This is a genomic window from Proteiniclasticum sediminis (genome assembly GCF_018128025.1).
GTDB classification, from domain to species: Bacteria; Bacillota; Clostridia; order Clostridiales; family Clostridiaceae; genus Proteiniclasticum; species Proteiniclasticum sediminis.
Map to the genome: position 1 here is coordinate 46,507 of NZ_JAGSCS010000006.1, position 22,928 is coordinate 69,434.

The following is a 22,928-nucleotide window of genomic DNA, read 5'->3' on the forward strand; positions in this document are numbered from 1 at the left end:
ATAATGAGACCTCGCTGAAGGATAAAATCGACTGTATGATACCATTAATGATTCAGGCCTTCTCGATAATTTGTATTAATTTACTAAATAACGTTGGGGCTTCAACAACAATAATAGCCAATTTTTCGCGGGTCCGTGTTACTCCTTGATAAAAAAGATTTGGATACAAATAATCCGGGTTCGGATGTTGTATTCCCCTTAGCATACTATATTCATCATAGTAAAAAGAATTATCCATTAGCAAAACAACTTTGTCATACTCTTTTCCAATAACATGATGAGTATCATAATCTTCTTCATATTCTGAATATGGACTAAATTTATAATTAGACTTTGTATAGTTAATAAAAACATATTCTTTTTTTCTAAAATAGTCAATTAAGCTCTGAGCTTCCAGTTTTGTATTCGCAAAATTTATAGATATATTGCTATAATCCATATCTTTTTTCGGTTTGTGATTTAAATTTAACACTCTTGCAATGAATGAATGCATTTCCATATTCATTCGAATTTTTTCAGATAACTCACATTCCTTTTCCAAATCTAGTGAACGAATTTTATCAACTATTGCATTTCTCTTTTCTGCTCTAGATAATACTTGTCCTGGATCTGATGAAAAAATGCAGCTTTGCATATTTTCTTTCGCCGCTTCACAAATAGCCTCAAATTGTGATATGTATATACGATGCGATTCATCAATAATAAGGTAACTGTACTCGGAAAAACAAAAATCATCCCTTCTTAAATCAGCTGCAGAAACTATCTGCAAATCATTAATTTTCCTACGAATCTTAATTTGTTCTGTTGATAATTTTCCGCAATGTATAATCAACGTTTTTCCTCTTATTGATAGTGCTTTTGCAATATCGTATAACAGCAAAGTTTTGCCTGTACCAGGTTTACCAATAATATGATAAAAACCTCCAAAAGAATTGCCGTCAATTCCTTTCAATATTTCTTTCTTAATCTGCTCTTGGGATTGTGTAAGGAAATATTCACCCTGAATAAACTTATCAGGAGTTGTTAAAGGTGAGACAAGATAATCGGCTACTCGGAATTTATCATCAATAGTTTCTGAATACTCATGAGTACAACCTTTTAAACAATCTGTAATTTCAGTAATATCAACACCTACCAACTCTTCATTTGATGAAAGTTTATAGCATTTCATTGTGTCAGTAATAACAGAATAAATTATGAGCCTTTTTCCAAGATGACTTAAATAGTGTCTATTCTTTCGAAGCTGAGTTAATATTTGCTCTTCTGATACGGTTTCTGATTTGAGTTCTATATTTACACACAAAGTTTTTGTGAACTTAAGTAAATCAAATTCCTTTCCAATTTGAGGAATACTATAACTGAAGAAGAAACCATCAAAATCAGTAATTGTAAAGCCAGTTTTCTTAAACTCATCTACAAGTATTCGTAGTGAGCTAATCTCATGACATTGTGTAATCGAGGAGCTTTTTTTGCTCGATTCGTGTTTCTCAACTACATTAAAAGAATTTTCATCTTGAACCCTAGTAATCGTATAAATATTGATTGGCCTTGTCATAATTCCCCCCCCAGAAACTTATGCTATTACACTTTTCGAAGATATCAACGTCTGAAAAAAGTCCTTTATTTTTAGCCATCCATCAAATGGGCAATAAATTAGTATAAAGTATCATGCAGTGATTACACGCTACCGTTTTCCTGATGATTCCCTTGGATGGCATTATATTGATTCCCTACCTTACTTACGAAAGACATCCCTCCTCTCCAACTCTTCCAATCTTTTTAGTAAGTCCCGTTCCATGCGCAGGAGGTAGTTTTCATGCTTTAAGCGGGCGATCTCAATCTGTGCTTCCTCTTCCGGTGTTCGCGGTATCTGGTCAAGCTTGCGCTGACCTCGCCGATCCTCAAGCCCGGCATTGCCCAGTTTTGTAAATTTCTTCACCCACGTGTAGACCTGCTGATACCCGACATCATACTTGAGCGCGATCCCGCCATAGTCATATCCAGATGCGATGCAGTCCTGGGTGATCTGAATTCGCTCTTCCAGGGTTGTGTTCCGTGACTTTTTCATGCGGCTCCCTCCACTCATCGAATTGAGTTTCTTGCCGCTATTATACAACTTTATCCAGTCTAGGTGTTGCTTATTGCCTTGATTTTGAACCGAAAACCGAACACTTGGAGGCATACTTCACTAGCCAAATACGTCATCACTGCTTCTGTTTTCAGCTCAGAGGTATATGTTCGATTCAACTCCGTGATCACTAGGCCTTATGGTCGTTTTTGGTGATAGCGTAAAACCCAATCACTTATCGTTTGACGATTTATGCTAGAGATCTCAGCTACCTTGGTGTTTATTAGTTCTCCCGCTTTATACTTTTGGACCAACCTCTACTTCTCCTCCGGTGGACTTTTTGCTCTTTGGGTAATAGAAAATGCTCCTTTCAAGAACACCAGTGTTTTATTTCACCGTCTCTCTTAAAGGGAGCATATCAATAATAAGGATACTGTTTCTTACTCGATTCGGATCTTTTTCTCCCGGGCATAGAAGAATAGATACTGCTGGGCAAATCCCGCCAAGGTGCCAAAGCGTTCCTGACCGGCTTCCCGAATTCTGGGAAGACTCTTCCCCTCCACCTGGTAGAAATAGTCCATGGCCTTCTTCATCCAGACATCCACGGGAAATGCCCCGGTTTTCCCCAGGGAAAACAGCATAACGCAGTCCGCCACCTTGGGGCCTACCCCCACAAACTTCTGCAGTCTTTCGTAGCACTCTTCCGTGGAAAGTTTTTCCAGCTCCTCCAAATCCAGGGCAGCGGCCTCTTCTTCCTCCGCCGTGAGGGATCGTTTCTGACTTTCCTTCTTCAGCCGCTGGGCTTCACAAACCTGGGCCGTGGCTCCATGGATGTATTTGGCCCGGTAACCAACGCCGAGGCCGTAAAGCTCCTCCATCGTGGCCCGGGAAAGCTCCTCCGGTGTGGGAAAGGCATAGTCCCCTTCCCCGGAGATCAGCCGGCCATAACGGGCGCTGATGGCCCGGATGCCCTGGCGGATCTTGGGAATGCCGTTATTGGAGGAAAGGATGAAGGAAATGAGCGTCTCAAAGGGATCCTGCTGGAGGATCCGAATCCCCCAGCCTTCCTTCACGGCCTCCTTGAGGCAGGGGTCCTGGGCAAGGCGCTTTTTCAAAGGGGTGTAGGCCCGGCCAAAGTCAAAATACCGGCGCAGTCCTTGGTCAAAATCCTCCCGGGTGGCATGGCGAAGAAATAGATCTTCCCCTTCCCGCTTCACCTCCAGCACTTTTCCGGCGACGATCCCCCGATAATGCTCCCCGTCGTCGTCCAGCCGATCCCAGCGAAAGGCCTGGCCGCATTCGAAGACATGGCGGGGATGAAAGTTCTTCACCCCCGTGAGCCGAAGGCCATCCTTTTCCTCAATCAACGCCTTGTAGTCCATGGTTCCTCCCCACTGATTTATACTTCGGGCACCAGGCCCTTTTTCACCATTTCCGCATGGATGCCTTGGGCCGCTTTCTTTCCGGCACTCATGGCCAGAATTACCGTGGCGGATCCCGTGACGGCATCTCCGCCGGCAAAGATGCCGGTGGATGTGGTTTCTCCATTCTCCTCATTGATGAGGATGCAGCCCCGGCGGTTGGTCTCGATGCCCGGGGTGGTGGAGGCGATGAGGGGATTGGGGGAGGTGCCGAGACTCATGATGACGCTGTCGCAGTCGATGACATGCTCGGTGCCTTCCATTTCCAAGGGCTTTCGTCGTCCCGAGGCATCAGGTTCGCCCAGGGTCATCTTCACGCAGACCATGCCCTTCACAAAGCCCTTTTCATCCACCAGAATTTCCTTGGGGTTGGTGAGGAGGTTGAGAATGACCCCTTCCTCCACGGCGTGGTGAACTTCCTCGGCCCTGGCCGGGATTTCCTTCTCCGAACGGCGGTACACCAGACGCGCCTCCGCGCCCAGCCGGACGGCGGTACGGGCGGCATCCATGGCCACATTGCCGGCGCCCACCACCACCACTTTCTTGCCGTGGCTGATGGGGGTGTCATAGTCGCTGCGGAAGGCCTTCATGAGGTTGGCCCGGGTGAGGTACTCATTGGCGGACATGACGCCATTGGCATTTTCCCCCTTGATCCCCATGAACATGGGAAGGCCTGCCCCGGAACCGATGAAGACCGCCTTGAAGTCCTCGTCCTTCATGAGGTTCTCCACGCTGACGGTGCGGCCCACGATGACATTGGTCTCCAAGGTGACGCCCAGATCAAGAAGGAGCTTAATCTCCTCGCGAACGACCTTCTCCTTGGGCAGACGGAACTCCGGAATCCCATAGACCAGAACGCCGCCGGGTTCATGGAGGGCTTCAAAAATCGTCACCTCATAGCCCAGCTTGGCCAGGTCTCCAGCGCAGGTGAGCCCTGCGGGACCGCTGCCGATGACCGCCACCTTGATGTGGTTGGACGGTGCCTTTTCCGTATTGCGGTATCCTTCCGCCATGGCCCAGTCGGCCACATAGCGCTCCAGCTTGCCGATGTTCACCGCCGTGCCGCGGATCCCCACGATGCACTTGCCCTCACACTGCTCCTCCTGGGGGCAGACCCGGCCGCAGACGGCGGGGAGGTTGGAGGATTTTCCCAAAGTGTCCCGGGCGGCCTTCATGTCGCCATCCCGAAGCTCCCGAATGAACTTGGGAATGTCGATGGCCACGGGGCACCCGCCCACACACTTGGGATTCTTGCACTGAAGGCAGCGGCTGGCTTCCTCCACGGCTTCCTCCTGATTATATCCGTAACTGACTTCCTGGAAGTTCAGGATCCGCTTGGCGGGTTCCTGTTCCCTCACGGGTACGCGATCAAGCTTCATTTTTGCAGTTCCCCCAATTCACATAATTCGCCTTCAGCGTGGACAGCAGCCTGTTCCATCTGGATGGCCTTCTTTCCCTCGGCGGTTTTAAACATGGACTGACGACGCATGGCTTCGTCAAAGTCGATGAGATGGGCGTCAAACTCCGGACCATCCACACAGGCGAATTTCACCTCGCTGCCTACGGTGACCCGGCAGGCGCCGCACATGCCCGTACCATCTACCATGATGGGATTCAGGGACACGATGGTTTTCAGCTTATAGGAGGCGGTGAGGCGAGAGACAAACTTCATCATGATCATGGGCCCGATGGCCACACAAAGATCATAGGCTTTTCCTTCCTCTTCCATGAGCTTCTTCAGCCGGTCCGTCACCAGGCCCTGGAATCCGTAGCTTCCGTCATCGGTGCAGACATAGAGGTTCTTGGCCACCTGGTTGAACTCCTCCTCAAAAATCAGGGTGCTTTTGGATTTGGTGCCGATGATCACATCCACATCGATCCCCTTCTCCTTCAGCATCTTCACCTGGGGATAAACCGGAGCGGTGCCCACTCCGCCAGCCACAAAGACGATCTTCTTTCCGGCCAGGTGCTCCACACTGTCCATCACCACTTCGGACGGATTTCCTAAAGGTCCCACGAAGTCCCGGATATAATCCCCTTCCTCCAGAGCTGCCAGTTTTTTGGTGGACATGCCCAGAGTCTGGAACACGATGGTCACCGTGCCCTCTTCCCTGTGGTAGTCACAGATGGTCAGCGGAATCCGCTCCCCCACTTCATCAACTTTCACAATGACAAACTGTCCGGGATTGGCATTTTTTGCCACCCGCGGAGCCTCGATATCCATGAGGTAGATCTGGCTCACCAGTTCCTTTTTACGTATGATCTTATACATGTGTTCCCCCTTGGTCCGCTGCATTAACGGACGATCTCGATGTTTACCTATTCAGTATACGGAGCTTTGCAACGCTTTTCAATGTCTTCCCGCGTACGGCGTTATGTGTAAATTGTCCTTTTTCTCCTCAACGGGCTGCAAAGCCCTAATATTAAACTATTTTCCGCTTAAAAGTGAAAAGTCTGGTGCCCGTCCCCTTTTACCGGGTCCGGGCACCAGACTTCTTGGACTTCCTATTTCTCCAGGTCGTTCATGAGGTAGACCAGGGTCAAAAGACTTTCACTGAGATGAACATTCTCCACGGAAACGGTCTCGGGCACGTCAATATCCAGGGGCGCAAAGTTCCAGATGCCCCGGACTCCATTGTCCACCAGGGTGTCGGCCACTTTCTGGGCCTGCATCTGGGGAACGCAGAGGATACCGATATCCACATGGTTTTCCTTCAGGAAGCTGTCTAATGTGTCAATATCGCTGATTTCCACATCCTTGATCCGCATGCCGTGAAGTTTGGGGTTCACATCGAAAATTCCCTTCAGATCAAAGCCAAACTTCTCAAAGCGGGTGTAATTGGCAATGGCCTGGCCGATGTTTCCGGCACCGATGATGACGGTGGAATATCGCTTATCCAGTCCCAGGATCTTGGAAATCTCATTGTAGAGCTCCTTGACGTTGTAGCCGTAGCCCTGCTGGCCAAAGCCGCCGAAGCAGTTGAAATCCTGACGGATCTGGGAAGCGGTGAAGCCGATCTTTTCGCTGAGTTCCTTGGAGGAAATCCGATCCACATCGTTACGAAGAAGCTCCGCCAGATGACGGTAATACTTGGGAAGCCGCTTGATGACGGCCATGGAAATCTCTTTTTTCTTATCCATTCGAGCACCTCATTGTTAAATAAAATTCTAACAATATCATACCACAACAGACAAGAACTTGTGTAGTTTTTTATCAACCCCGGGGTCCATTTTCAAGAGATTTATGAATTTATCACTGAGGACGGGATGGAACCGAAGATCAACGGTAATATTTGAAGGATAACCGCAATATTTTTAATAAAATTCACGAGTTTTTTTGTCCAAATCCTTCAGCCTTGTGAATTATCTGATGATTTCGTCAAAGATCTGGGGAAACAGATCCAGGATCACCTGCTGCTGCTCCGCATAGCTAAGATCCGCCAGGGCATCGCCGTCCTGGAGACCATAATTGGCAAAACTGCTGTGATTTCCGCCGGGGATGAGGATCTCCTTGGCTTCGACGGGAAGCCTCTGGAGTCCTTCCTCATAACTGGCCTGATCCAGTATCTGGTCTTTGGTCCCCACCAAAGAATACACGGGGAAGGAAACTTCCCCCAAATCCGTACTCTTATCCGGATAGGCGGCCAGAAGCACCAGTACCCGGATCTTGTCCGGATTTTTCTTGGCAAATCGGGCGGCGGTGACCCCGCCTAAAGAATGACCCATGATCACCCAATCCTCAATGCCCTCCTCTTCCACATACCGCTTAGCGGCATTGGTCCGAAGGATAGGAAGTTTCAAAGGGGCAGACACCACGACGGTTTTGTAGCCTTCCCTGGCGATTTCCCGGGCTAACCGGGCATAGGCCTCCTCCGAAACTTTTCCGCCGGGGTAGATGACCACGCCACCCAAAGGATTTTCCGGGGTGAAGACCAGATCCTTCCCCTCCCGGGTGAAGGTGATGCCTTCTCCCGTAGCCATGGCCGCCTGGGCATTGGCCGAGGGCCGGTAATAGTCCTCCCCATAAATATAGAGCGCTGTTCCGGCAAAAATCACCAGAATGAGGAGCAGTCGTAGAATTCGGTATTTCAGTGCTGTGTTTTTCTTTCTTTCCATGGTTATGTCCACCTTTAATGCCACACCTGGGCTTCCCTATTTTTACTCATGGTTCCAGTATACCCCATGACCCGTGTCCCTTGAAGAGTTTTCCCGCAAATCCCCCAGGATAAAATCCTTCCCAAGGTTAAGCCTTCTCCCCAAAACCCCCAGAGCTTATGGTATGATAAACCTATGAAAATGAGGTGAGCACATGGACAGCAGATCACTGGAAAAAAACCGGAGGGTTTTTCTCGATGGACCCATCATAGAAATCATCGATGCCGCCGAGATGGAAAAGCGACAGGAGGAAGCCCAGGCTTTTGAAAAGGAACTGAAGGGCTTTGGCGTGAAGCTGTCCCGACTCACGGAGGCCATCCCGCCCAAGCATACCCGGGATCTTCTCCTTTCCCTGGCGATGCTTTTTCTCACGGAGGCCCCCTTGGTGGAGAAGTTCCAGAAAGAAGGCCGTTTCCCATTGAAAAAGGTGGCCAAACAAGTCCAGATTCCGGAGTTTGACCTGGCTCCCTGGGCAGGGTATCTCACGGCCTATGTTCTTCTTCTTTCGCCCAACCGATATCCGCTTTTAGCTCGGATTCTCCAGCAGGGCAATGCCACCGAAGCCGGTGAGCAGCCTCTTCCTCTGAACGCTTCCTACACCGGAGTTCTTCTTCGTCCCTGGGGTTCAGGAAGCCTCATCCTCACGGGACAGGGGGAGTTTGTCAAGGTAAAGGCCAAAGCCGAGGGCGGTGCTCCCGTGGTCACCGGGCAGAAAGCCCCCCGACGGTTCCGCTGGGAACGTCCTTTTGCCGCTCTTCTACTCCTGACCCTGCTCCTCTATGGAGGAACCCGGGCCCTCACCCATCAGGTGGACCGCTCCGTGGTCATAATGGCTTCAGGAGAAGTCAAGGCAGACTTCAACCGCTTTGGCCATCTGGTGGGCATCTTAGGGCTCAATAACCAGGGCAAGGTCTTCGTCCAGCGGGCAAAATTCACCGCCAAGGATCTGGACAGCGTCGTGGCGGGGATCCTCGAAGAAGCCTATATCTCCGAAAGCATCCGGGAGCGGGATGAAGTGACCCTGCTCATCTCGGGCACCGTCCTCCCCGAGGACTTCTTCAAGCAGGGAAAAACCCACGACCGGGTGATCTCTTATCAGCTTCGGTGCAAGATCAACAACGGGGGGCGTCCCCTGTTTCTGGAATAAGAAAAGCGGCAGCTTCCTCATGGAAGCTGCCGCGTCTTTATTTCGCTATGCGTTCTGATACAGATCCTCAAAGGCCTGCTGATCAAAGCCCACCATGCGCTCTTCGTTGACGAAGATCACGGGGACACTACGAAGTCCCATTCCTAAGAGTTCCTTGCGGAATTCCGGATTGGTGACATTCTTCTCATCATAAGCGATGTTATTGGCCTTGAAGTACTCTTTGGCCATATCGCAGTAGGTGCAGGTGTTTGAGGTGTATATGGTAACTTTTTTCTCCATGGGAATTTCCCTCCAAAATTTAAAATGAATATGGGGACCAAGGTCCTTGCCCCCTATTGTAGCGCATGGAATCAATTTTGTCCAATCTTCCGGGAAAAGGCCGCCAGGCAGGCGGGACAGATGCAGGCCTTACCCAAACTTTCCGGCGGAACCAGCTCAAAAACCTTTGGATCAATAATGAGGGTGTTGCACCAGCAGGTATCCGGATTGAGGCCGTTCTCCCGGTGGCAGCCATTGGGCTCATGACAGATGGGGCAGATCGCTTTCTCCATGTTTTATCTCCTTATTTTTCATCTACTCATCGAGCAATTTATATTGGTTCATTTACATCTTTATGGATTATCGGATCAACTCCGTACTGGTGCGTAATATCGCCTTAAAGAAGAGTTCATAAAGCAAGGCGTAATCCCTTTCCTTATCCGCGAACTCCAGAGCGGCGACATACTCCTTCCGATCTTCAACTTTGATATAGACGGGTGTAAGATTATTGCGCACCATCATTACATTGAAAAATGCCCTCATCGTCCTTCCATTCCCATCTCCAAAAGGATGGATTACCGTTAATGAATGATGTAGTTTTACCGCTTCTTTAATATATGTACTCACCTTTTCCGATTTTCTTGCTTCAAAAACTATTTTGAGTACATCCTCCAATTTCAACATTTCTGGGACAATTCTCTGGTAATCAACGGCTTCAAACTTAGCACCTACGACGACAGTATTGTCTTGACGAAATTTTCCTCCATATTCAGGGTAAGGAAAACAAGAATATAGATATTGATGTAAAGATACGGTGTCAAAGACCGAGCATCGCATTGGTACAGGCGACGCAAAAATATAGGTGTACATGGCAACATGGCCAGCAATAGACAAGAACGCTTCATTTTCTTCCTTACAATATTCACTTCCTTGATGTTTAAGTCGAAGGTCTGTGATGATTTCTGCGGCAGATTCGATATCAATATCAACACCTTCTAGCCGACTATCGTTATAAATATAATTATTCTTAAATACATAGGATGCAAAATCATTGGGAACAAAATGCAAAGCATAAGAATAGGAGTCGATTAGTCCCTCATAAAGAAGTACTCGGTTAAGACCGCGACGTTTTCTTTGAAGTTCGGGCTTATAGCTATTGATTCTTTTTCTGAGTTCTTTTATTTGTGTATTTCCATCTATTGCTTGAAGCAAAAACGCGATTCGAAACAGACACGCTTCAAAACTAACACCAAAAAAATGAGCAATATCCACCACATCATCAAAGGTAACAAAGCCTTGAACCTTACGCGCATCAACTTGGTTTCTTAACTCATACTCGGGCATTAGAAGCGCAGCAGCAAAACGGTCAGCAAACACTTCAGCTGCGGACTTACTTCCAATTGGGCAGATCTGTTTTTCATTCTCTCGAAAAAAGTGGCAGAGCTCATGTGCAGCCGTAAAGCGTTGCCTGGTGATCGGTCGATTAAGATTTATCCCGACAATAGGGATATCATTCTCATTTTCTGCAGGAATATAAACCCCTTCCAGCTTACCAAAGTCTCTTATGGCGAATTGCACGCCTTCATCAACCAGCATCTGAAAGGGGTTTAAAGGATAGGTAAGTTCTTGAGTGTGAGAAATTTTCCGCAAAAATAAAGTTGCCAGTTCTTCTGGATCTTCGATCAAATGTATCTTCTGGTAAAATTCACTCATTACTGCGTCTTTGCTCTTTCATTAATTTCTTGAATTGCATCAGACTCATAATTTCGTCCTGATCCTTTTGATCTAGTTCACTAAAACTTCTGGCAAAAATAGTCGCTGGCATTTCAACATTCTTACCATGCAGAAGTGAATCGGCAGATATCCCAAACAGCATGCTGAGCTTTGCCAACTCCTCTGCCGTTACTTTCCTCTTCCCCAGTTCAATTTGTGTTACTGTAGCTCGATTCAGTCCAATAAAATTCGCGACATACTCTTGCGATAGATGGAGCTTAATCCGGCATTCTTTAATTCGATCTGCTAAAGTTTTCATGTTAACCTCCTTTCTTTAACAGCTGTCCACAGTTTAATTAGCTTTAGTTTAATTCTTTGCGTAAGAATTTGCAACATTTTTTTGTTAGGATTTATAACATATAATGAGAAAGACCGGGGCACTTAGACTTATTTTGAAGACTCTCCTTGATTTAGATCTTTTAACTCCTCAGCGAACATGAGCCGATTGAACCCCTAAAGTTCGCTTTTATCCCTCTAGTCTTATACTGATAGGACTTATCCCACTATTCTCCGGTAAGCGATAAAACAGATGGTTATCGATGATTATTCCGAAATTGCTAGGGTTTCAATCTTAACACCCGGAAAAATATCCTGTATAATAAAAGGCTGGAGGTGAACCCATGGAAGAAAAACGAATCAATAAAGCCATATCCGACACCGGATACTGCTCCCGACGGGTGGCCGACGGCCTCATCGACAGCGGTCGAGTCACGGTCAACGGTCAGGTGGCCGTCATGGGCCTCAAGGTCACGGCAGAGGATGAGATCCGCGTGGATGGAAACCTCATCTCCCACAAGCCCCCCACCGTGTACATCGCCCTGAACAAACCCCGGGGCATTGAGTGCACCACGAACCGGAAAACCCGAAACAACATCGTGGATTTTGTGAAGCATAAAGAACGAATCTTCCCCGTGGGCCGACTGGACAAGGATTCCGAAGGACTGATTCTCCTCACCAATGATGGGGATATCGTCAACAAGATCCTTCGGGCCCGAAACAACCACGAGAAGGAATACATTGTCCGGGTGAATCGGCCCATCAATGCCGAGTTCATCCGCCGCATGGGCCAGGGAGTCCCGATTTTAGGTACCGTCACCCGCAAATCCGTGGTGGAGAAACTGGATGACTACACTTTCCGCATCATCCTCACCCAGGGCCTTAACCGCCAGATCCGCCGCATGTGCGAATATCTGGGCTATACCGTGGTGGCGCTGAAGCGGATCCGCATCATGAATATCCACTTGGGTGACCTGAAACTGGGCACCTACCGGAATCTGTCTCCCCTGGAGCTTTCCGAACTGAATCTCCTCCTGACGGATTCCAAAAAAACCATCGAATAATCGATGGTTTTTTTGCTGCCTCAAATTAAAGAATGGTATTAATGGCCTCCAGCATTTCATCGGCTGTGGTCAGGGATTTCGCATTGGCCTGGTAAGCCCGCTGGGTCACGATCATCTCTGTCAGGCTCTCCAGGGCATCGGCATTGGAGCTTTCCAAAGCGCCCTGGCGGATGGGGCCAAAGGAGGTTTCCGGATTTTCCCGGCTGTTTCGCACATCCGCCCCAGCTGTGGGGAGAAATCGCCCTTCGCCCAAAGGAATGAGCTCATCGACATTTCCCGGGGCAAAGCGCAGGATCTGTCCCAGGACTGCGTTCCCCTCTCCGAGAATCCGTCCCTCCGCCGTCACCGTGAGTTTTCCTGAAGGCCAGGCAGCCGCGGGAACAGCCTCATCCACCACCAGGGGGTGACCTTGACTGTCCGTAAGCATACCCTCAGCCCCCCGCTGAAAGGCGCCGTTGCGCGTCAGGGCCAGGGTTCCGTTTTCCAGGAGGACCCCAAAGAATCCGTCCCCTTCCAGGGCCAGATCCCAAGGGCCTTCCGTGGGAAGGATAGCCCCGGGGGTGAAGTCCGTCTTCTGCCGTACTGCCCGGGAACCGATGCCCACAGAGCTTCCCGTGGCGCTTTGTCCCAGAGGAACCTCCTGGCCTCCCATCTCGTTGCGCAGGAGCTCCTGGAAGCCCACCTGGGCTTTTTTGTAACCGGGGGTGCTTCCATTGGCGATCTTGTCCGCCACATTGTCCATGACCTTCTGGGCGGTGTTCATCCCCGTCTGGCCTATCTTCAGTCCGTTGAACATGGGTTCTCCTCCTAATTGCGTCCGATTTCATTGACGGTTTTCGACAGAGTGTCATTGAGCACCTTCAAGGTGCGCTGGTTGGCCTGGAACTCCCGGGAAACTTCCATCATCTTCACCATTTCGTCGAGAAGATTCACATTGGATCCTTCCAGATACCCCTGAAGAATTTCCCCTTCTCCCGGGATCACGGCGGTCTCTCCGGCAAAGAGGCTCCCGCCTTCCAGGGTGAGCTGGGTGTAGTCCGCCACATCCACAGCGGCCAGGCGTAGGGCGGTTCCCAGAATCTGTCCTTCTGCCGTGAGCACTAGGGGGTTCCCCCCGGTACTGATGCTCTGCCAGTTCCCCTGGGGATCCACTCCCAGGACCCGGTAGCCTTCCGGGGTGACGAGGTAGCCCTCAGCATCCGTGCGGAAGCTGCCGCTGCGGGTGAAGCCCAGGGTGTTGTCCTCCAGGGCTACAGGAAAGAAGCCCTTCCCCTGGATGGCAAAGTCCGTGGCTAGACCAGTCTGGGTTAAGGTCCCAGGGGTGAAGTTCGTATAGGCTTCGCCCAGCTGGGTACCCAGGCTTAAGCTACCCAGGACCTGATAGGCGTTATTGTCCCTTCCTCCCGTATGGTTGTGCACCTCATACTCCTTCTGGGTCTCCTGAAGGAGCACCTGGAACTTGTAGCCTGGCGTATTCACGTTGGCCACATTGGCGGCGCTGTTCTCCTGTTTCTTCTGCAGGACATTCATCTGCGCGGTGACTTGGGCTAAACTGCGGATAATCATTAATTTCCCTCCTGGCTGCTGATCACGTTGATCTCTTCGGGGTAGACCATGCCCAAATCCCGGGCCTTTTCTTCGATGCGCAGGTTTACCTCGGTCATGTAGGCGATATTCATCAAGAGCGCCCCCACGAGGATTCCGGCCCCCAGGGCCAAAAGCACGTCGGCTTTTACTCGGCGTAGTGTTTGGATAAGCTGAGCAGTAATAAGATCTCCCCCTTTTTCATTCCCGTGGCCGCCACCATCTCCTGAACCCCATGGCCAGCTTTTTCCAGCTCCACCACAGTGCGCATGGATTCCGGCATGGGCTTCTTTTCCGGCAGCTTCACTTCCGGTGCAATCGTCTCCTCCGCCGCCTTTTCCGTTTCCCGGGTGAGGAGGCTTTCAAAGACAAGTTTTTCCAGGGCCTTCACCCGGTGGTTCAGCTCTTTAAGCTCCGTCAGCTCCTCTTCTCGAAGGCTCCGGGGAGGAGGCACAAAGGCCATTTCCCGCTCCGGGATTTCCTGGGCTTCCTGGCGCTTGGCACTGAGTCCCAGGAAAAGAACTCCCGAGCCCAGAATCATTAAAAATATAAACATGTTTTTCCTCCTCAGTCCATATAATCCCGCATTTTCAGGAGAATCTTCCCATGGATCTGGGAGACCCGGGGAATGGAGATATCCATGGCGTAAGCGATCTCCTTCAAGGTCAGCTCCTCCACGTAATAGAGCTGAAGAATGGTCTTCTCCCGCTCCGTCAGTTGTTCCATGGCTTCCTTCAAGAGGTGCTTCCGTTCCTTGCGCAGAAACTCCTCCTCGGGGGAACCGGCGGAATCATCGGCGATCACATCCGCCAGCTGCATCTCCTTGCCGTCCTTATGAAAAAGGGTCATCTCGAAGGACACCTTGGACAGGTGATGGACGGTCTCATGGAGCTTCGCCAGCTCCTTTTCCGTGATCCCCAGCTCTTTGCAGATCTCATGCTCCTCAGGATTGCGCATGAGCTCTTTTTCCAGCTTTTCCTTGGCGCTGTAATAGCGGTTGAGCTTTCCGATGCGGTCCCGGGACACACGTCCGGATTTGCGCATCTCATCAATAATGTTCCCCTTGATCCGAAGGGTGGCGTAGGCTTCAAAGGGCACGGCTTTCCCCGGGTCAAACTTGCGGATGGCATCGATGAGGCCGATGACCCCAATGGAAAAGAGATCATCCTTGTCCAGAGCGCCGTCTCCGGCGTCAATGCGGCTCACAATCCGTTCCACCAAAGGAATGTGTTTCATCACCAGATCATTTTCCGCCGCCGCCATAGGGTATCCCATGAAATCCTCTCCTTTGCACTATTTTTTCCGCTCCCTTCGCATGAGCCGGAATACATGGTTCACAATGATGTCCTGGGTGCGCATATCCGGATCCCGGAACTGCACCCCATAGTAATATCGGATCTGGTGAGGGTTCACCGTGTACTGCCGATGGACGATGGTCCCTTCCAAAATGACGGGGGTTTCCCCCAGGAGAAGATGGCAGAGGAGGAGCTGTCCCTCCTCCAGCTTTTCTTCACAGGCGAACTTCACGCCACCGGCGCTAAGGTCCACCAGGGCCCCCCGGCTAAGGTACCGGCTGATTCGCTCCATGACCTGTTCCTTATCCGTGAGATTTCGCACGGAATCCAGCACAAAGCGGTTGGTGGTGTAGCTAAAGGGATCCCCCGCCAGAACTCGGACGTTGCTTCGGCGCTGCACCTGCCGAAAATCATGGAGGTGTCCCAGGGTGTAAGTGGGCAAATCCCCCGCTGTGCGGCCCACGATGGTGGCCTTGAAGCTGATTCCCTTATTTTTCTGGAAAACCCGGACTTCCATCTGCTGTCCTTTGTGGAGCAGCTTGAACTTCCGGTCGTCGGCGGGGATGGAAAAATCCACGGTGGTGGAGGTGAGATCCATCACCATTCCTTCTCCCGTGCTGCCGTCGTCCAGAGTATATTCCAGTTTGCTGCTGAGCATGATCTGTTCCATGTCTACCTGCCTAAGATCCAAATATTTTCATAAACCGGTTGCCCAGCTGTTTCAGCGTGGACACATTCTGCACAAAGACCCCTTCCTCCAGAAGGAGGGCGGCAATGTCCCGGATATTTCCGCTGGACAGAGCCTGGGGATAGGACAGAATGACGGGTTCCTGCTCCATGATGGATTTGTTCACCCGGATGTCGTCATAGATATAGCCGGCTTTATCCAGACCCAGCCCCAAAAATTCCCGGGCCGTGGTCTGGAGCTTGCCGAAGGTTTCCTCGCCGGCTTCCCGGGAGGGCACCTTGTTCACGATGAGCTTCACCGAGGACTGAAGATTGTAGTGCTTAATGGCCTTCAGCACCCGGTAGGCATCGGTGATGGCCGTGGGCTCCGGGGTGGTCACCAGGAGCACCTCATGGGCAAAGGTGATGAAGGAGAGGCTTTCCCGGCTGATTCCCGCCCCATTGTCGATGACGAGGATTTCGAAATCGCCTAGGGATAGAAGCCCTTCAATGAGCTCCACCTGGACCTCGTGTTCCAGGGTCTCCATTTTAAGGAGCCCCGATCCTCCGGAAACCACCTTGATGCCCTGGGGGCCATCGTAGATGATGTCCTCTAAAGGGACCCGTCCTTCGATATAGTCGAAGAGGTCATGTTCAAAGGAGCAGCCCATGAGGATATCCGCATTGGTCATGCCAATGTCCGCATCCATGAGGAGAACCTTTTTCCCCTTCTGGGCCATGGCAATGGCCAGATTCACGGAGACATTGGTCTTGCCCACTCCGCCTTTTCCGCTGACCACGGCGTAGATCTTCACCAGCCCCTTAACCGAGGGTCTTCTGCTCTGGCTTTCTTCCATCAATTTTCGTAATGCTTCCGCCTGATCAGCCATGTTGCAGCTCCCTCCACAAATAAGTCAGCACCCGGTCCAGGGTGGCTTCCTCCATCTCCTCCGGCACGTTCTGTCCGTAGCAGTAGTACTGCACCGGAAGCACGTTGTTTTCCAGAAGGTTCCAGAAGTTGCCGTAATGGGCCACCTCATCAAACTTCGTCAGGATGAGGGCGCTGTAGCCCAGAATCTTGTAGGCCTTTAAGATGGCCTGGTTTGTCTCCACATCCGTGGACATGCTTAAGGTGAGATAGACATTCTTCTCCTGGGGCATCTCGTCGAGATAGAGCCGGATGTCCTCAATGCGGTCCTCGTTCCGGGGGCTGGCCCCAGCGGTGTCCATGAGGATGAGATCACAGTCAGCGAGCTTATCGAGGCTCTCCTTCATCTGACTGGGATCATCGAGGCTGACGCAGGTGATCCCGAGAATCTCCGCATACTTTCGAAGCTGCTCCACGGCGGCGATGCGGTAGGTGTCGATGGTGATGAGTCCCACCTGTCGGCCTTTCAGAAGATACTCCTGGGAGGCGATTTTCGCCATGGTGGTGGTTTTCCCCACCCCCGTGGGACCCACCAGGATGTTGATCCGCTGAAGCTTCGCCTCCTTGAGGAAAGCATTGTCGGGATAGGTTTCCTCGATGAACTCCTTCAACTGGGCATAGGTGGCCCCTTCTTCATTCCAGGCTTTTTTCTGGCTGTAGCTTTGCCAGCGGGAAAGCTTTCGCTCATCGCCGCCGAAGACCAGCTTCTTCTTTCCGCTGAAGGGCTTTTCCTCTTTCGGCGCTGCGGTGCGAAGGGTTTCCTTTTTCTCGTAGGCTTCCTTCAGCACAGCCTTTTCCCGGTGGTGCTTTTCCTGGACCTCTTCTTCGATGGCCAAGGTCACCTCCAGCTTCTTCCTGCGGAAGAGCTGATACCATTTTCCGGGACGGACTTCCTTCTGGCTGAGGATAATGGCGTCCTTGCCCATTTCATACTTGGCCCGAATCAGGGCCTCCCGCATGTCCTCCACCACATATTTCTTGATGATCATCGAAATTCCACCATCCCTACTACTTCAATATTCACGTCGCTGGGCACCTCATTGAGCGATAGCACTGCGGTCCCGGCAAAGCTCATGGACAGGAGATTCTTCAGGGCCGTTCGGATCTTGGGGGAAGCCAGGATCACGGCCTGGTGCCCCTTCATCATGGCCTCGTCCATGGCCCTGCGGATATTCCCGAAGATCCGGGTGATCATCTCCGGCTCCAGCACGGGGATGGACCCGGCGATGGAGCGGTGGATGTTGGACCCCAGGAGGTCCTCCAGCTGGGCATCCACGGTGATGACCTTCAGCTCCCCTTCCGCATCCAGGTAATCCTTGACGATGGTGCGGGAAAGGGCATGACGCACATGTTCCGTGAGAACCTCCGTGTCCTTCATGGTCACGGCATGATCCGCCAGGGTTTCCAATATCGTCACCAGATCCGTGATGGGCACATTCTCCTTCAGGAGATTCTGAAGCACCTTCTGCACTTCACCCAAGGGAAGTATTCCCGGGATGAGTTCATCCACGATGACGCTGTAGCGATCCTTCAGATGGTCGATGAGCTCCTTGGTCTCCTGGCGGCCCAGGAGCTCATGGCTGTGCTTCTTGATGAGTTCCTTCAGGTGGGTGACGAGGACCGTCACGGGCTCCACCAGGGTGTAGCCGTGGAGCTCCGCCCGCTCCTTGTCCTTGGGATCGATCCAGAGGGCATCCAGCCCAAAGGCCGGTTCCTTGGTGGGAATTCCCTCCAAAGGGAAGTCCGAGGTGCCGGGATCGATGACAAGGAACCGGTTTACCTGAATATCACCTTGGGCCACGGGATTGCCCTTGATCTTCATGACGTACTGATGGGGCGCCAGCTGCAGATTATCCCGGATGCGGATGGGGCTCACCAGGATCCCCATCTCGGCGGCGCACTGCTTCCGGATGGAGGTGATATGGCCCACCAGGCTGCTCTCAGAGCCCTCATCCACCAAGGGGATTAGGCCATAGCCGATTTCCAGGGACAAAGGCTCCACCAGGTAGGAGGGAAAGGCTTCTTCGCTTTCCTTGGTTTTTGCGGTTTTCTGCCGCTCCGCCCGACTTTCATTCTGCCGCTTTTCCGCCTTGTCATTCTCATAGATCAGGTAGCCGGCACCCTCCAGGAGCACGGCAAAGAAGAGAAAGGGCAGCGTGGGAAAGGCAGGGATAAGGCCCATGGCCAGGATGACCACACCACTGATCATCATGACCTTCCAGGTGGCGAAGAATTCCGAGGAAAAGGTTTCGCCGAAACTCTTGTCATTGCCGGAACGGGTGACGATGATGCCTGAGGCCACGGAGATGATGAGAGAAGGGATCTGGCTCACCATGCCGTCGCCGATGGTGAGCTTTCCGAACTTCTCCACAGCTTCCAGGATGGTGATTTCCCCCTGGAGGGAGAAGATGATGACGCCGCCGATGAGGTTGATCAGGGTGATGAGGATGCCCGCAATGGCATCGCCCTTGACGAACTTGCTGGCACCGTCCATGGTGCCGTAGAAGTCCGACTCCCGCTGCAGGTCCTGGCGGCGCTTCTTGGCCACATCCTCGGGGATGAGGCCGGAGTTTAAGTCCGCATCAATGGCCATCTGTTTTCCCGGCATGGCGTCCAGGGTGAAGCGGGCGGCCACTTCGGAGACACGGCCGGCACCATTGGTCACCACCACCATCTGAACCAGGGTGATGATGACGAAGATGACGGCGCCCACCACATAGTTGTTCCCCGTGACAAAGGTGGCAAAGGCGTTGATCACCTCGCCGGCATCCCCTTCGCTGAGAATGAGCCGGGTGGAGGAGATGTTCAGCCCCAGCCGGAACATGGTCATGACCAGGAGCAGCGTAGGAAACACGGAAAACTCCAGGACATGCTTGGTGAAAAGGGTCATGAGGAGAATCATGATGGAAAGGGTGAGATTCAGCGTCAGGAGAAGATCCAGAAGAAAACTGGGCATGGGGAGGATCATGAGGGCGATGATGCCCACCACGGCAAAGGCGATGAGCATATCCGCGTACTGGTTCAGATTTTTCAGGGTCTTATTGAGAAAACTGGGCATGGGATCCTCCTATGGGCAAATCAGCGGGCATTCTTCTTCTGGTATACCAGGGCAAGAATTTCCGCAATGGCCTGATACATTTCCACGGGGACGGTGTCCCCTTCTTCGACTTTGGGGTAAAGGGCCCGGGCCAGGGGTTTGTTCTCCATGAGGGGAATCCCCTTTTCCGTTGCCCGTTCCCGGATTTTCTGGGCCATATGGTCCACGCCCTTGGCCAGGACTACGGGCGCTTCATCCTTCCCCGGCTCATAGCGCAGGGCAATGGCCAGGTGGGTGGGGTTCGTGATGACCACCGTGGCTTCCTCCACCCGCTGCAGGGTTCGGGACCGGGACATCTCCCGCTGCTTCTGCTGACGAAGGGATTTCATCTTGGGATCCCCTTCCATCTGCTTGTACTCTTCCTTGATTTCCTGCTTGGTCATCATGAGGTTCTTCTTGAACTTCCGCTTCTGGACGATGAAATCCGCCACGCCCAGGATGACCATGAGAAAGGCGATGTCTTTACTCAGCGTCGCCAGGATCTCCAGAAAGAAGGGGAAAAGTTTCTCCAGGCCCATCTGGCCAGTCCCCGACAGGGCTGGAAAGAGCTCCTTCACCTGGGAAAAGGTGAGGTACGACACCAGGAAGAGCTTCAGGAGACTCTTCACCAGATTAAACAGCGCCTGGGAAGAGAAGAGATTCTTCATTCCCTCTAGAGGATTCAGCCGCTTGAAGTCCGGTTTCAGCGGTTCTGCGGTGAAAAGAAACCCCACCTGGGCCACCCCGGTGATCCAGGCCGTGACCATGGCCACGGCGCCGAAGGGGAGAAAGAGCAGGAGCCCTTTCCCCGTGGCTCCCAGAAGGAGCTTCCCCGTTTCCCGGAGGGTCAGGGGCTCGGTTCCCCCGGCGCCCAGCATGGTCCTCAGAAGATTTAGGGATCCCCTGAAGAGCCCTTCCCCCAGGCTCAGGAGGAGCAGGGTGAAGATCAGGAAGGCGGCGGAAGACCCCAGGTCGTGACTCTTGGGCGTCTGACCTTTTTTCCGGCTGTCCCGCAGCCGTTTGGGGGTCGCCTGTTCGGTTTTTGAATGTTTATCCTGCACGGCGGCCTCCTTCTAGGGGAACATGGCGGCGATTTTTCGGATGGCGCCCTCCATCTGGGCCAGGTTTCTCCCCGCAAGGCTCATGAACACGGAAAGCAGCATGAGGGTCATGACCATGGCCACCAGGGTTTTCAGAGGCATGCCCAGCATGAAGACGTTGATCTGCGGCACCGTCCGGGAAATGATGCCCATGACGAGATCCGTCAGCAGGAGCACGATGAGGAGCGGCGCCGCCATACTGAACCCCATGCGAAAGGCCAGGGAAAAGAGATGGACCACGGCATCCAGCTTCACCGCCCCAAAGCCCAGCTGCCCCGCCGGTGCAATCTGGAAGGACTCCATGAGGGCTAGAAGCAGCACGTGGTGAAGATCCAGAAGAAAGAACACCATAATGGCCAGCCAGGAAAAGAACCGGCCGTAATGGGATGCTGTGGCACCGGTTATGGGGTCATAGAGGGCTCCCATGGAATAGCCCGCCTGGAAATCCACAAACTGTCCGGCCATTTCCACGGCGGAGAAGATGAGTTTTCCCGCAAAGCCCATGGCGAGGCCGATGAGGGTCTCCCGAAGGGCACTGAGGATGAAGAGCACGGGTTCGGCGTAGCCCGGCACCGGCGGCAGCGTCTGGTAGACGATGAGGGCGATGCCGAAAGACAGGGCCAGCTTCGCCGTGGCCGGGAGACTTTTGGGCGATAATCCCGGAATGAGCACCATGAAGGCGGTGACCCGAACCAGGATGAAGAGCAGCTTTTGAACTTCCAGCACTTCCATGGTGTTCACCTACAGCTTGGGGAGAAGCTCCAGGGATTCCCGGAGAAAGCTCACCAGCACGTTCATCATGAAGCTGCCGAAGAGGATGAGGGAAAAGAGCACCGCCACCAGCTTGGGCACAAAGGACAGGGTCTGTTCCTGGACCTGGGTGGTGGCCTGGAGGACGCTGATGATGAGGCCCACAATCATGGCGATGAGAAGGATGGGCAGGGAGGCTTTCAGGGTGGCCATGAAGGCATTACGCATGAGATCCAGGGCCATGGTCTGATTCATCGGTCAACACCTCCTTCTAATGAAAACTGTGGAGCAGAGACTCCACCACCAGATACCAGCCGTCGGCCAGGATAAAGAGCAGGAGCTTAAAGGGCAGCGCGATCATGGACGGCGGCAGCATGAACATGCCCATGGACATGAGGATGCTGGACACCACGATGTCCATGACGAGGAAGGGGAGAAAGAGGATGAAGCCCATGCTGAAGGCCATGCGGAGCTCACTGATGGTGAAGGCCGGAATGACCACGGTGAGGGGAAGCGTCAGGGGATCCTCCACCTTGTCCATGCCCTGGGCCCGCATGAAGAGGGCCAGGTCCTTTTCCCGGGTTTCCTTCAGCATGAAGGTCTTGATGGGTTTTGCCCCGATCTCGAAGGCCTGGGTCTGGGTGATCTGGCCATTGAGAAAGGGATCCACGGCTTCATCCATGACTTTGCCATAGACGGGCTGCATGACAAAGAGGGTGATGAAGAGCGCCAGTCCCATGAGGATCTGGTTCGGCGGCGTCTGCTGACTGCCGATGGCGCTGCGCAGAAACGACAGCACCACCACAATCCGGGTGAAACAAGTGGTGAGAATGAGAAAAGCCGGCACCAAAGTCAGCACCGTCAGGAGAATAAACACCTTCACCGTGTCCACGGTGGCCTGGGGCGAACCTGCCGAACCGTTGAAGTTGATCCCGAAATTGCCCAGATCCAGGGCAAAGACCGGTATTCTTTTGGGCAGAAGGAGCAGGGCTCCGGCAAAGATCATTCCAAGGATCAGGGCTTTTCGTTTATTCACGTTTCTTCCTCATCTGTACAAATTTTGTCAGCGGATTTTCCTCCAGCTGCAGTTTTTTCTCTTCCAGCACGTCCTCCACCTCCAAAGGGTCCAGTTCCTTCAGGAGGGACACCTGGCCCGAGGTGACGCTGATCAGGTGGTAGGTCTTCCCCACCTGGGCCACGGCCAAGTAGCTCTGATTGCCCAAGGGGGTTTTCTCCAGGATCCGCACCACGGTTTTTTGGCCCTCGGTGACCTTTTTGCCGAAGCCCAGCACCACATAGGCGAGGCCGATGACGGCGGCCAAGGCGGCCAGGGTTTGGAGGAGGATGCCCAGCATCTCCATATCCAT

General features: G+C 52.2%; 26 protein-coding genes. 2 read left to right on the forward strand and 24 right to left on the reverse strand.

Annotated elements, in window-relative coordinates:
* Positions 1-52: 52 nt before the first annotated feature.
* The 7 genes from KCG48_RS06205 to KCG48_RS06235 form a co-directional block, all read right to left on the reverse strand.
* On the reverse strand, positions 53-1,555 hold the full coding sequence (locus KCG48_RS06205; protein ID WP_211800615.1) for an ATP-binding protein: 1,503 nt from the start codon (positions 1,553-1,555) through the stop codon (positions 53-55).
* 180 nt (positions 1,556-1,735) lie between these two features.
* Positions 1,736-2,068, reverse strand: a complete 333-nt coding sequence (locus KCG48_RS06210) for a helix-turn-helix domain-containing protein (RefSeq protein WP_211800618.1) — start codon at positions 2,066-2,068, stop codon at positions 1,736-1,738.
* A gap of 440 nt (positions 2,069-2,508) precedes the next feature.
* On the reverse strand, positions 2,509-3,450 hold the full coding sequence (locus KCG48_RS06215) for a DNA-3-methyladenine glycosylase family protein (protein WP_211800620.1): 942 nt from the start codon (positions 3,448-3,450) through the stop codon (positions 2,509-2,511).
* Between the two features lie 17 nt (positions 3,451-3,467).
* Positions 3,468-4,868, reverse strand: a complete 1,401-nt coding sequence (gene gltA, locus KCG48_RS06220; RefSeq protein WP_211800622.1) for an NADPH-dependent glutamate synthase — start codon at positions 4,866-4,868, stop codon at positions 3,468-3,470.
* Positions 4,865-5,761 carry a sulfide/dihydroorotate dehydrogenase-like FAD/NAD-binding protein gene (locus KCG48_RS06225; protein WP_211800624.1) on the reverse strand — a complete coding sequence of 299 codons (897 nt, stop codon included), beginning with the start codon at positions 5,759-5,761 and terminating at the stop codon, positions 4,865-4,867. The genes gltA and KCG48_RS06225 overlap by 4 nt, the downstream gene beginning before the upstream one ends.
* A 233-nt stretch (positions 5,762-5,994) precedes the next feature.
* Positions 5,995-6,630, reverse strand: a complete 636-nt coding sequence (locus KCG48_RS06230; RefSeq protein WP_211800625.1) for a redox-sensing transcriptional repressor Rex — start codon at positions 6,628-6,630, stop codon at positions 5,995-5,997.
* 222 nt (positions 6,631-6,852) lie between these two features.
* Entirely contained in the window at positions 6,853-7,605 is a 753-nt protein-coding gene (locus tag KCG48_RS06235; protein ID WP_211800626.1) for an alpha/beta fold hydrolase, read from the reverse strand.
* A 193-nt stretch (positions 7,606-7,798) separates the two neighbouring features.
* Here KCG48_RS06235 and KCG48_RS06240 point away from each other — a divergent pair, with 193 nt between their 5' ends.
* Positions 7,799-8,791, forward strand: a complete 993-nt coding sequence (locus tag KCG48_RS06240) for a hypothetical protein (protein ID WP_211800627.1) — start codon at positions 7,799-7,801, stop codon at positions 8,789-8,791.
* Between the two features lie 45 nt (positions 8,792-8,836).
* On the opposite strand, the gene KCG48_RS06245 is transcribed toward KCG48_RS06240, so the two are convergent.
* The 4 genes from KCG48_RS06245 to KCG48_RS06260 form a co-directional block, all read right to left on the reverse strand.
* Positions 8,837-9,070 carry a glutaredoxin family protein gene (locus KCG48_RS06245; RefSeq protein WP_211800628.1) on the reverse strand — a complete coding sequence of 78 codons (234 nt, stop codon included), beginning with the start codon at positions 9,068-9,070 and terminating at the stop codon, positions 8,837-8,839.
* A gap of 71 nt (positions 9,071-9,141) precedes the next feature.
* Positions 9,142-9,342 carry a cysteine-rich CWC family protein gene (locus KCG48_RS06250; RefSeq protein ID WP_211800629.1) on the reverse strand — a complete coding sequence of 67 codons (201 nt, stop codon included), beginning with the start codon at positions 9,340-9,342 and terminating at the stop codon, positions 9,142-9,144.
* A 67-nt stretch (positions 9,343-9,409) separates the two neighbouring features.
* On the reverse strand, positions 9,410-10,762 hold the full coding sequence (locus tag KCG48_RS06255) for an ImmA/IrrE family metallo-endopeptidase (RefSeq protein WP_211800630.1): 1,353 nt from the start codon (positions 10,760-10,762) through the stop codon (positions 9,410-9,412).
* Complete coding sequence (locus tag KCG48_RS06260) at positions 10,755-11,081, reverse strand: helix-turn-helix domain-containing protein (RefSeq protein ID WP_211800631.1); 327 nt, start codon at positions 11,079-11,081, stop codon at positions 10,755-10,757. The genes KCG48_RS06255 and KCG48_RS06260 overlap by 8 nt, the downstream gene beginning before the upstream one ends.
* A gap of 361 nt (positions 11,082-11,442) precedes the next feature.
* Between KCG48_RS06260 and KCG48_RS06265 the strand changes: the two genes are divergently transcribed.
* Positions 11,443-12,162, forward strand: a complete 720-nt coding sequence (locus KCG48_RS06265; RefSeq protein WP_211800632.1) for a pseudouridine synthase — start codon at positions 11,443-11,445, stop codon at positions 12,160-12,162.
* Positions 12,163-12,187: 25 nt separating this feature from the next.
* Here KCG48_RS06265 and KCG48_RS06270 read toward each other — a convergent pair whose 3' ends face one another.
* From KCG48_RS06270 to KCG48_RS06330, 13 genes are all read right to left on the reverse strand, one after another.
* A complete protein-coding gene (locus tag KCG48_RS06270; RefSeq protein WP_211800633.1) occupies positions 12,188-12,958 on the reverse strand; it encodes a flagellar hook-basal body protein in 771 nt (256 codons plus the stop codon).
* A gap of 11 nt (positions 12,959-12,969) precedes the next feature.
* Positions 12,970-13,728 (reverse strand): flagellar hook-basal body protein, encoded by a 759-nt coding sequence (locus KCG48_RS06275; protein WP_211800634.1) that lies wholly within the window; start codon positions 13,726-13,728, stop codon positions 12,970-12,972.
* Positions 13,729-13,894: 166 nt separating this feature from the next.
* Positions 13,895-14,302, reverse strand: a complete 408-nt coding sequence (locus KCG48_RS06280; protein WP_211800635.1) for a hypothetical protein — start codon at positions 14,300-14,302, stop codon at positions 13,895-13,897.
* Positions 14,303-14,313: 11 nt separating this feature from the next.
* Positions 14,314-15,021 carry a sigma-70 family RNA polymerase sigma factor gene (locus KCG48_RS06285; protein ID WP_211800636.1) on the reverse strand — a complete coding sequence of 236 codons (708 nt, stop codon included), beginning with the start codon at positions 15,019-15,021 and terminating at the stop codon, positions 14,314-14,316.
* An 18-nt stretch (positions 15,022-15,039) separates the two neighbouring features.
* Positions 15,040-15,711: a flagellar brake protein gene (locus tag KCG48_RS06290; protein WP_211800638.1), complete on the reverse strand. Its 672-nt coding sequence runs from the start codon at positions 15,709-15,711 to the stop codon at positions 15,040-15,042.
* 10 nt (positions 15,712-15,721) lie between these two features.
* Complete coding sequence (locus tag KCG48_RS06295; RefSeq protein ID WP_211800640.1) at positions 15,722-16,597, reverse strand: MinD/ParA family protein; 876 nt, start codon at positions 16,595-16,597, stop codon at positions 15,722-15,724.
* The gene (locus tag KCG48_RS06300; protein ID WP_211800642.1) at positions 16,590-17,624 is read right to left on the reverse strand and encodes a flagellar biosynthesis protein FlhF; all 1,035 of its coding nucleotides are present in this window, start codon (positions 17,622-17,624) and stop codon (positions 16,590-16,592) included. The genes KCG48_RS06295 and KCG48_RS06300 overlap by 8 nt, the downstream gene beginning before the upstream one ends.
* Positions 17,621-19,693, reverse strand: coding sequence for a flagellar biosynthesis protein FlhA (gene flhA, locus KCG48_RS06305; protein ID WP_211800644.1), 2,073 nt, complete (start codon positions 19,691-19,693; stop codon positions 17,621-17,623). The genes KCG48_RS06300 and flhA overlap by 4 nt, the downstream gene beginning before the upstream one ends.
* Positions 19,694-19,713: 20 nt before the next feature.
* Complete coding sequence (gene flhB / locus KCG48_RS06310; RefSeq protein WP_211800646.1) at positions 19,714-20,772, reverse strand: flagellar biosynthesis protein FlhB; 1,059 nt, start codon at positions 20,770-20,772, stop codon at positions 19,714-19,716.
* A gap of 12 nt (positions 20,773-20,784) precedes the next feature.
* The gene (gene fliR, locus KCG48_RS06315; RefSeq protein ID WP_230977036.1) at positions 20,785-21,543 is read right to left on the reverse strand and encodes a flagellar biosynthetic protein FliR; all 759 of its coding nucleotides are present in this window, start codon (positions 21,541-21,543) and stop codon (positions 20,785-20,787) included.
* A gap of 9 nt (positions 21,544-21,552) precedes the next feature.
* Entirely contained in the window at positions 21,553-21,816 is a 264-nt protein-coding gene (gene fliQ / locus KCG48_RS06320; RefSeq protein WP_211800650.1) for a flagellar biosynthesis protein FliQ, read from the reverse strand.
* A 16-nt stretch (positions 21,817-21,832) separates the two neighbouring features.
* Complete coding sequence (gene fliP, locus KCG48_RS06325) at positions 21,833-22,597, reverse strand: flagellar type III secretion system pore protein FliP (protein ID WP_331000384.1); 765 nt, start codon at positions 22,595-22,597, stop codon at positions 21,833-21,835.
* Complete coding sequence (locus KCG48_RS06330) at positions 22,590-22,928, reverse strand: flagellar biosynthetic protein FliO (protein WP_211800652.1); 339 nt, start codon at positions 22,926-22,928, stop codon at positions 22,590-22,592. Before KCG48_RS06330 ends, fliP begins: the two co-directional genes overlap by 8 nt.

Excerpts from the sequence above, each read along its gene's own strand:
- KCG48_RS06280 (WP_211800635.1), bottom strand. The coding sequence starts at position 14,302 with ATGTTTATATTTTTAATGATTCTGGGCTCGGGAGTTCTTTTCCTGGGA.
- KCG48_RS06330 (WP_211800652.1), bottom strand. The coding sequence starts at position 22,928 with ATGGATATGGAGATGCTGGGCATCCTCCTCCAAACCCTGGCCGCCTTG.
- KCG48_RS06260 (WP_211800631.1), bottom strand. The coding sequence starts at position 11,081 with ATGAAAACTTTAGCAGATCGAATTAAAGAATGCCGGATTAAGCTCCAT.
- KCG48_RS06285 (WP_211800636.1), bottom strand. The coding sequence starts at position 15,021 with ATGGGATACCCTATGGCGGCGGCGGAAAATGATCTGGTGATGAAACAC.
- flhA (WP_211800644.1), bottom strand. The coding sequence starts at position 19,693 with ATGCCCAGTTTTCTCAATAAGACCCTGAAAAATCTGAACCAGTACGCG.
- KCG48_RS06250 (WP_211800629.1), bottom strand. The coding sequence starts at position 9,342 with ATGGAGAAAGCGATCTGCCCCATCTGTCATGAGCCCAATGGCTGCCAC.
- gltA (WP_211800622.1), bottom strand. The coding sequence starts at position 4,868 with ATGAAGCTTGATCGCGTACCCGTGAGGGAACAGGAACCCGCCAAGCGG.
- KCG48_RS06240 (WP_211800627.1), top strand. The coding sequence starts at position 7,799 with ATGGACAGCAGATCACTGGAAAAAAACCGGAGGGTTTTTCTCGATGGA.
- KCG48_RS06255 (WP_211800630.1), bottom strand. The coding sequence starts at position 10,762 with ATGAGTGAATTTTACCAGAAGATACATTTGATCGAAGATCCAGAAGAA.
- fliR (WP_230977036.1), bottom strand. The coding sequence starts at position 21,543 with ATGGAAGTGCTGGAAGTTCAAAAGCTGCTCTTCATCCTGGTTCGGGTC.
- KCG48_RS06265 (WP_211800632.1), top strand. The coding sequence starts at position 11,443 with ATGGAAGAAAAACGAATCAATAAAGCCATATCCGACACCGGATACTGC.
- fliQ (WP_211800650.1), bottom strand. The coding sequence starts at position 21,816 with ATGAATCAGACCATGGCCCTGGATCTCATGCGTAATGCCTTCATGGCC.
- KCG48_RS06210 (WP_211800618.1), bottom strand. The coding sequence starts at position 2,068 with ATGAAAAAGTCACGGAACACAACCCTGGAAGAGCGAATTCAGATCACC.
- KCG48_RS06225 (WP_211800624.1), bottom strand. The coding sequence starts at position 5,761 with ATGTATAAGATCATACGTAAAAAGGAACTGGTGAGCCAGATCTACCTC.
- KCG48_RS06275 (WP_211800634.1), bottom strand. The coding sequence starts at position 13,728 with ATGATTATCCGCAGTTTAGCCCAAGTCACCGCGCAGATGAATGTCCTG.
- KCG48_RS06290 (WP_211800638.1), bottom strand. The coding sequence starts at position 15,711 with ATGGAACAGATCATGCTCAGCAGCAAACTGGAATATACTCTGGACGAC.
- KCG48_RS06235 (WP_211800626.1), bottom strand. The coding sequence starts at position 7,605 with ATGGAAAGAAAGAAAAACACAGCACTGAAATACCGAATTCTACGACTG.
- KCG48_RS06245 (WP_211800628.1), bottom strand. The coding sequence starts at position 9,070 with ATGGAGAAAAAAGTTACCATATACACCTCAAACACCTGCACCTACTGC.
- KCG48_RS06300 (WP_211800642.1), bottom strand. The coding sequence starts at position 17,624 with ATGATCATCAAGAAATATGTGGTGGAGGACATGCGGGAGGCCCTGATT.
- KCG48_RS06295 (WP_211800640.1), bottom strand. The coding sequence starts at position 16,597 with ATGGCTGATCAGGCGGAAGCATTACGAAAATTGATGGAAGAAAGCCAG.
- KCG48_RS06215 (WP_211800620.1), bottom strand. The coding sequence starts at position 3,450 with ATGGACTACAAGGCGTTGATTGAGGAAAAGGATGGCCTTCGGCTCACG.
- KCG48_RS06270 (WP_211800633.1), bottom strand. The coding sequence starts at position 12,958 with ATGTTCAACGGACTGAAGATAGGCCAGACGGGGATGAACACCGCCCAG.
- KCG48_RS06230 (WP_211800625.1), bottom strand. The coding sequence starts at position 6,630 with ATGGATAAGAAAAAAGAGATTTCCATGGCCGTCATCAAGCGGCTTCCC.
- KCG48_RS06205 (WP_211800615.1), bottom strand. The coding sequence starts at position 1,555 with ATGACAAGGCCAATCAATATTTATACGATTACTAGGGTTCAAGATGAA.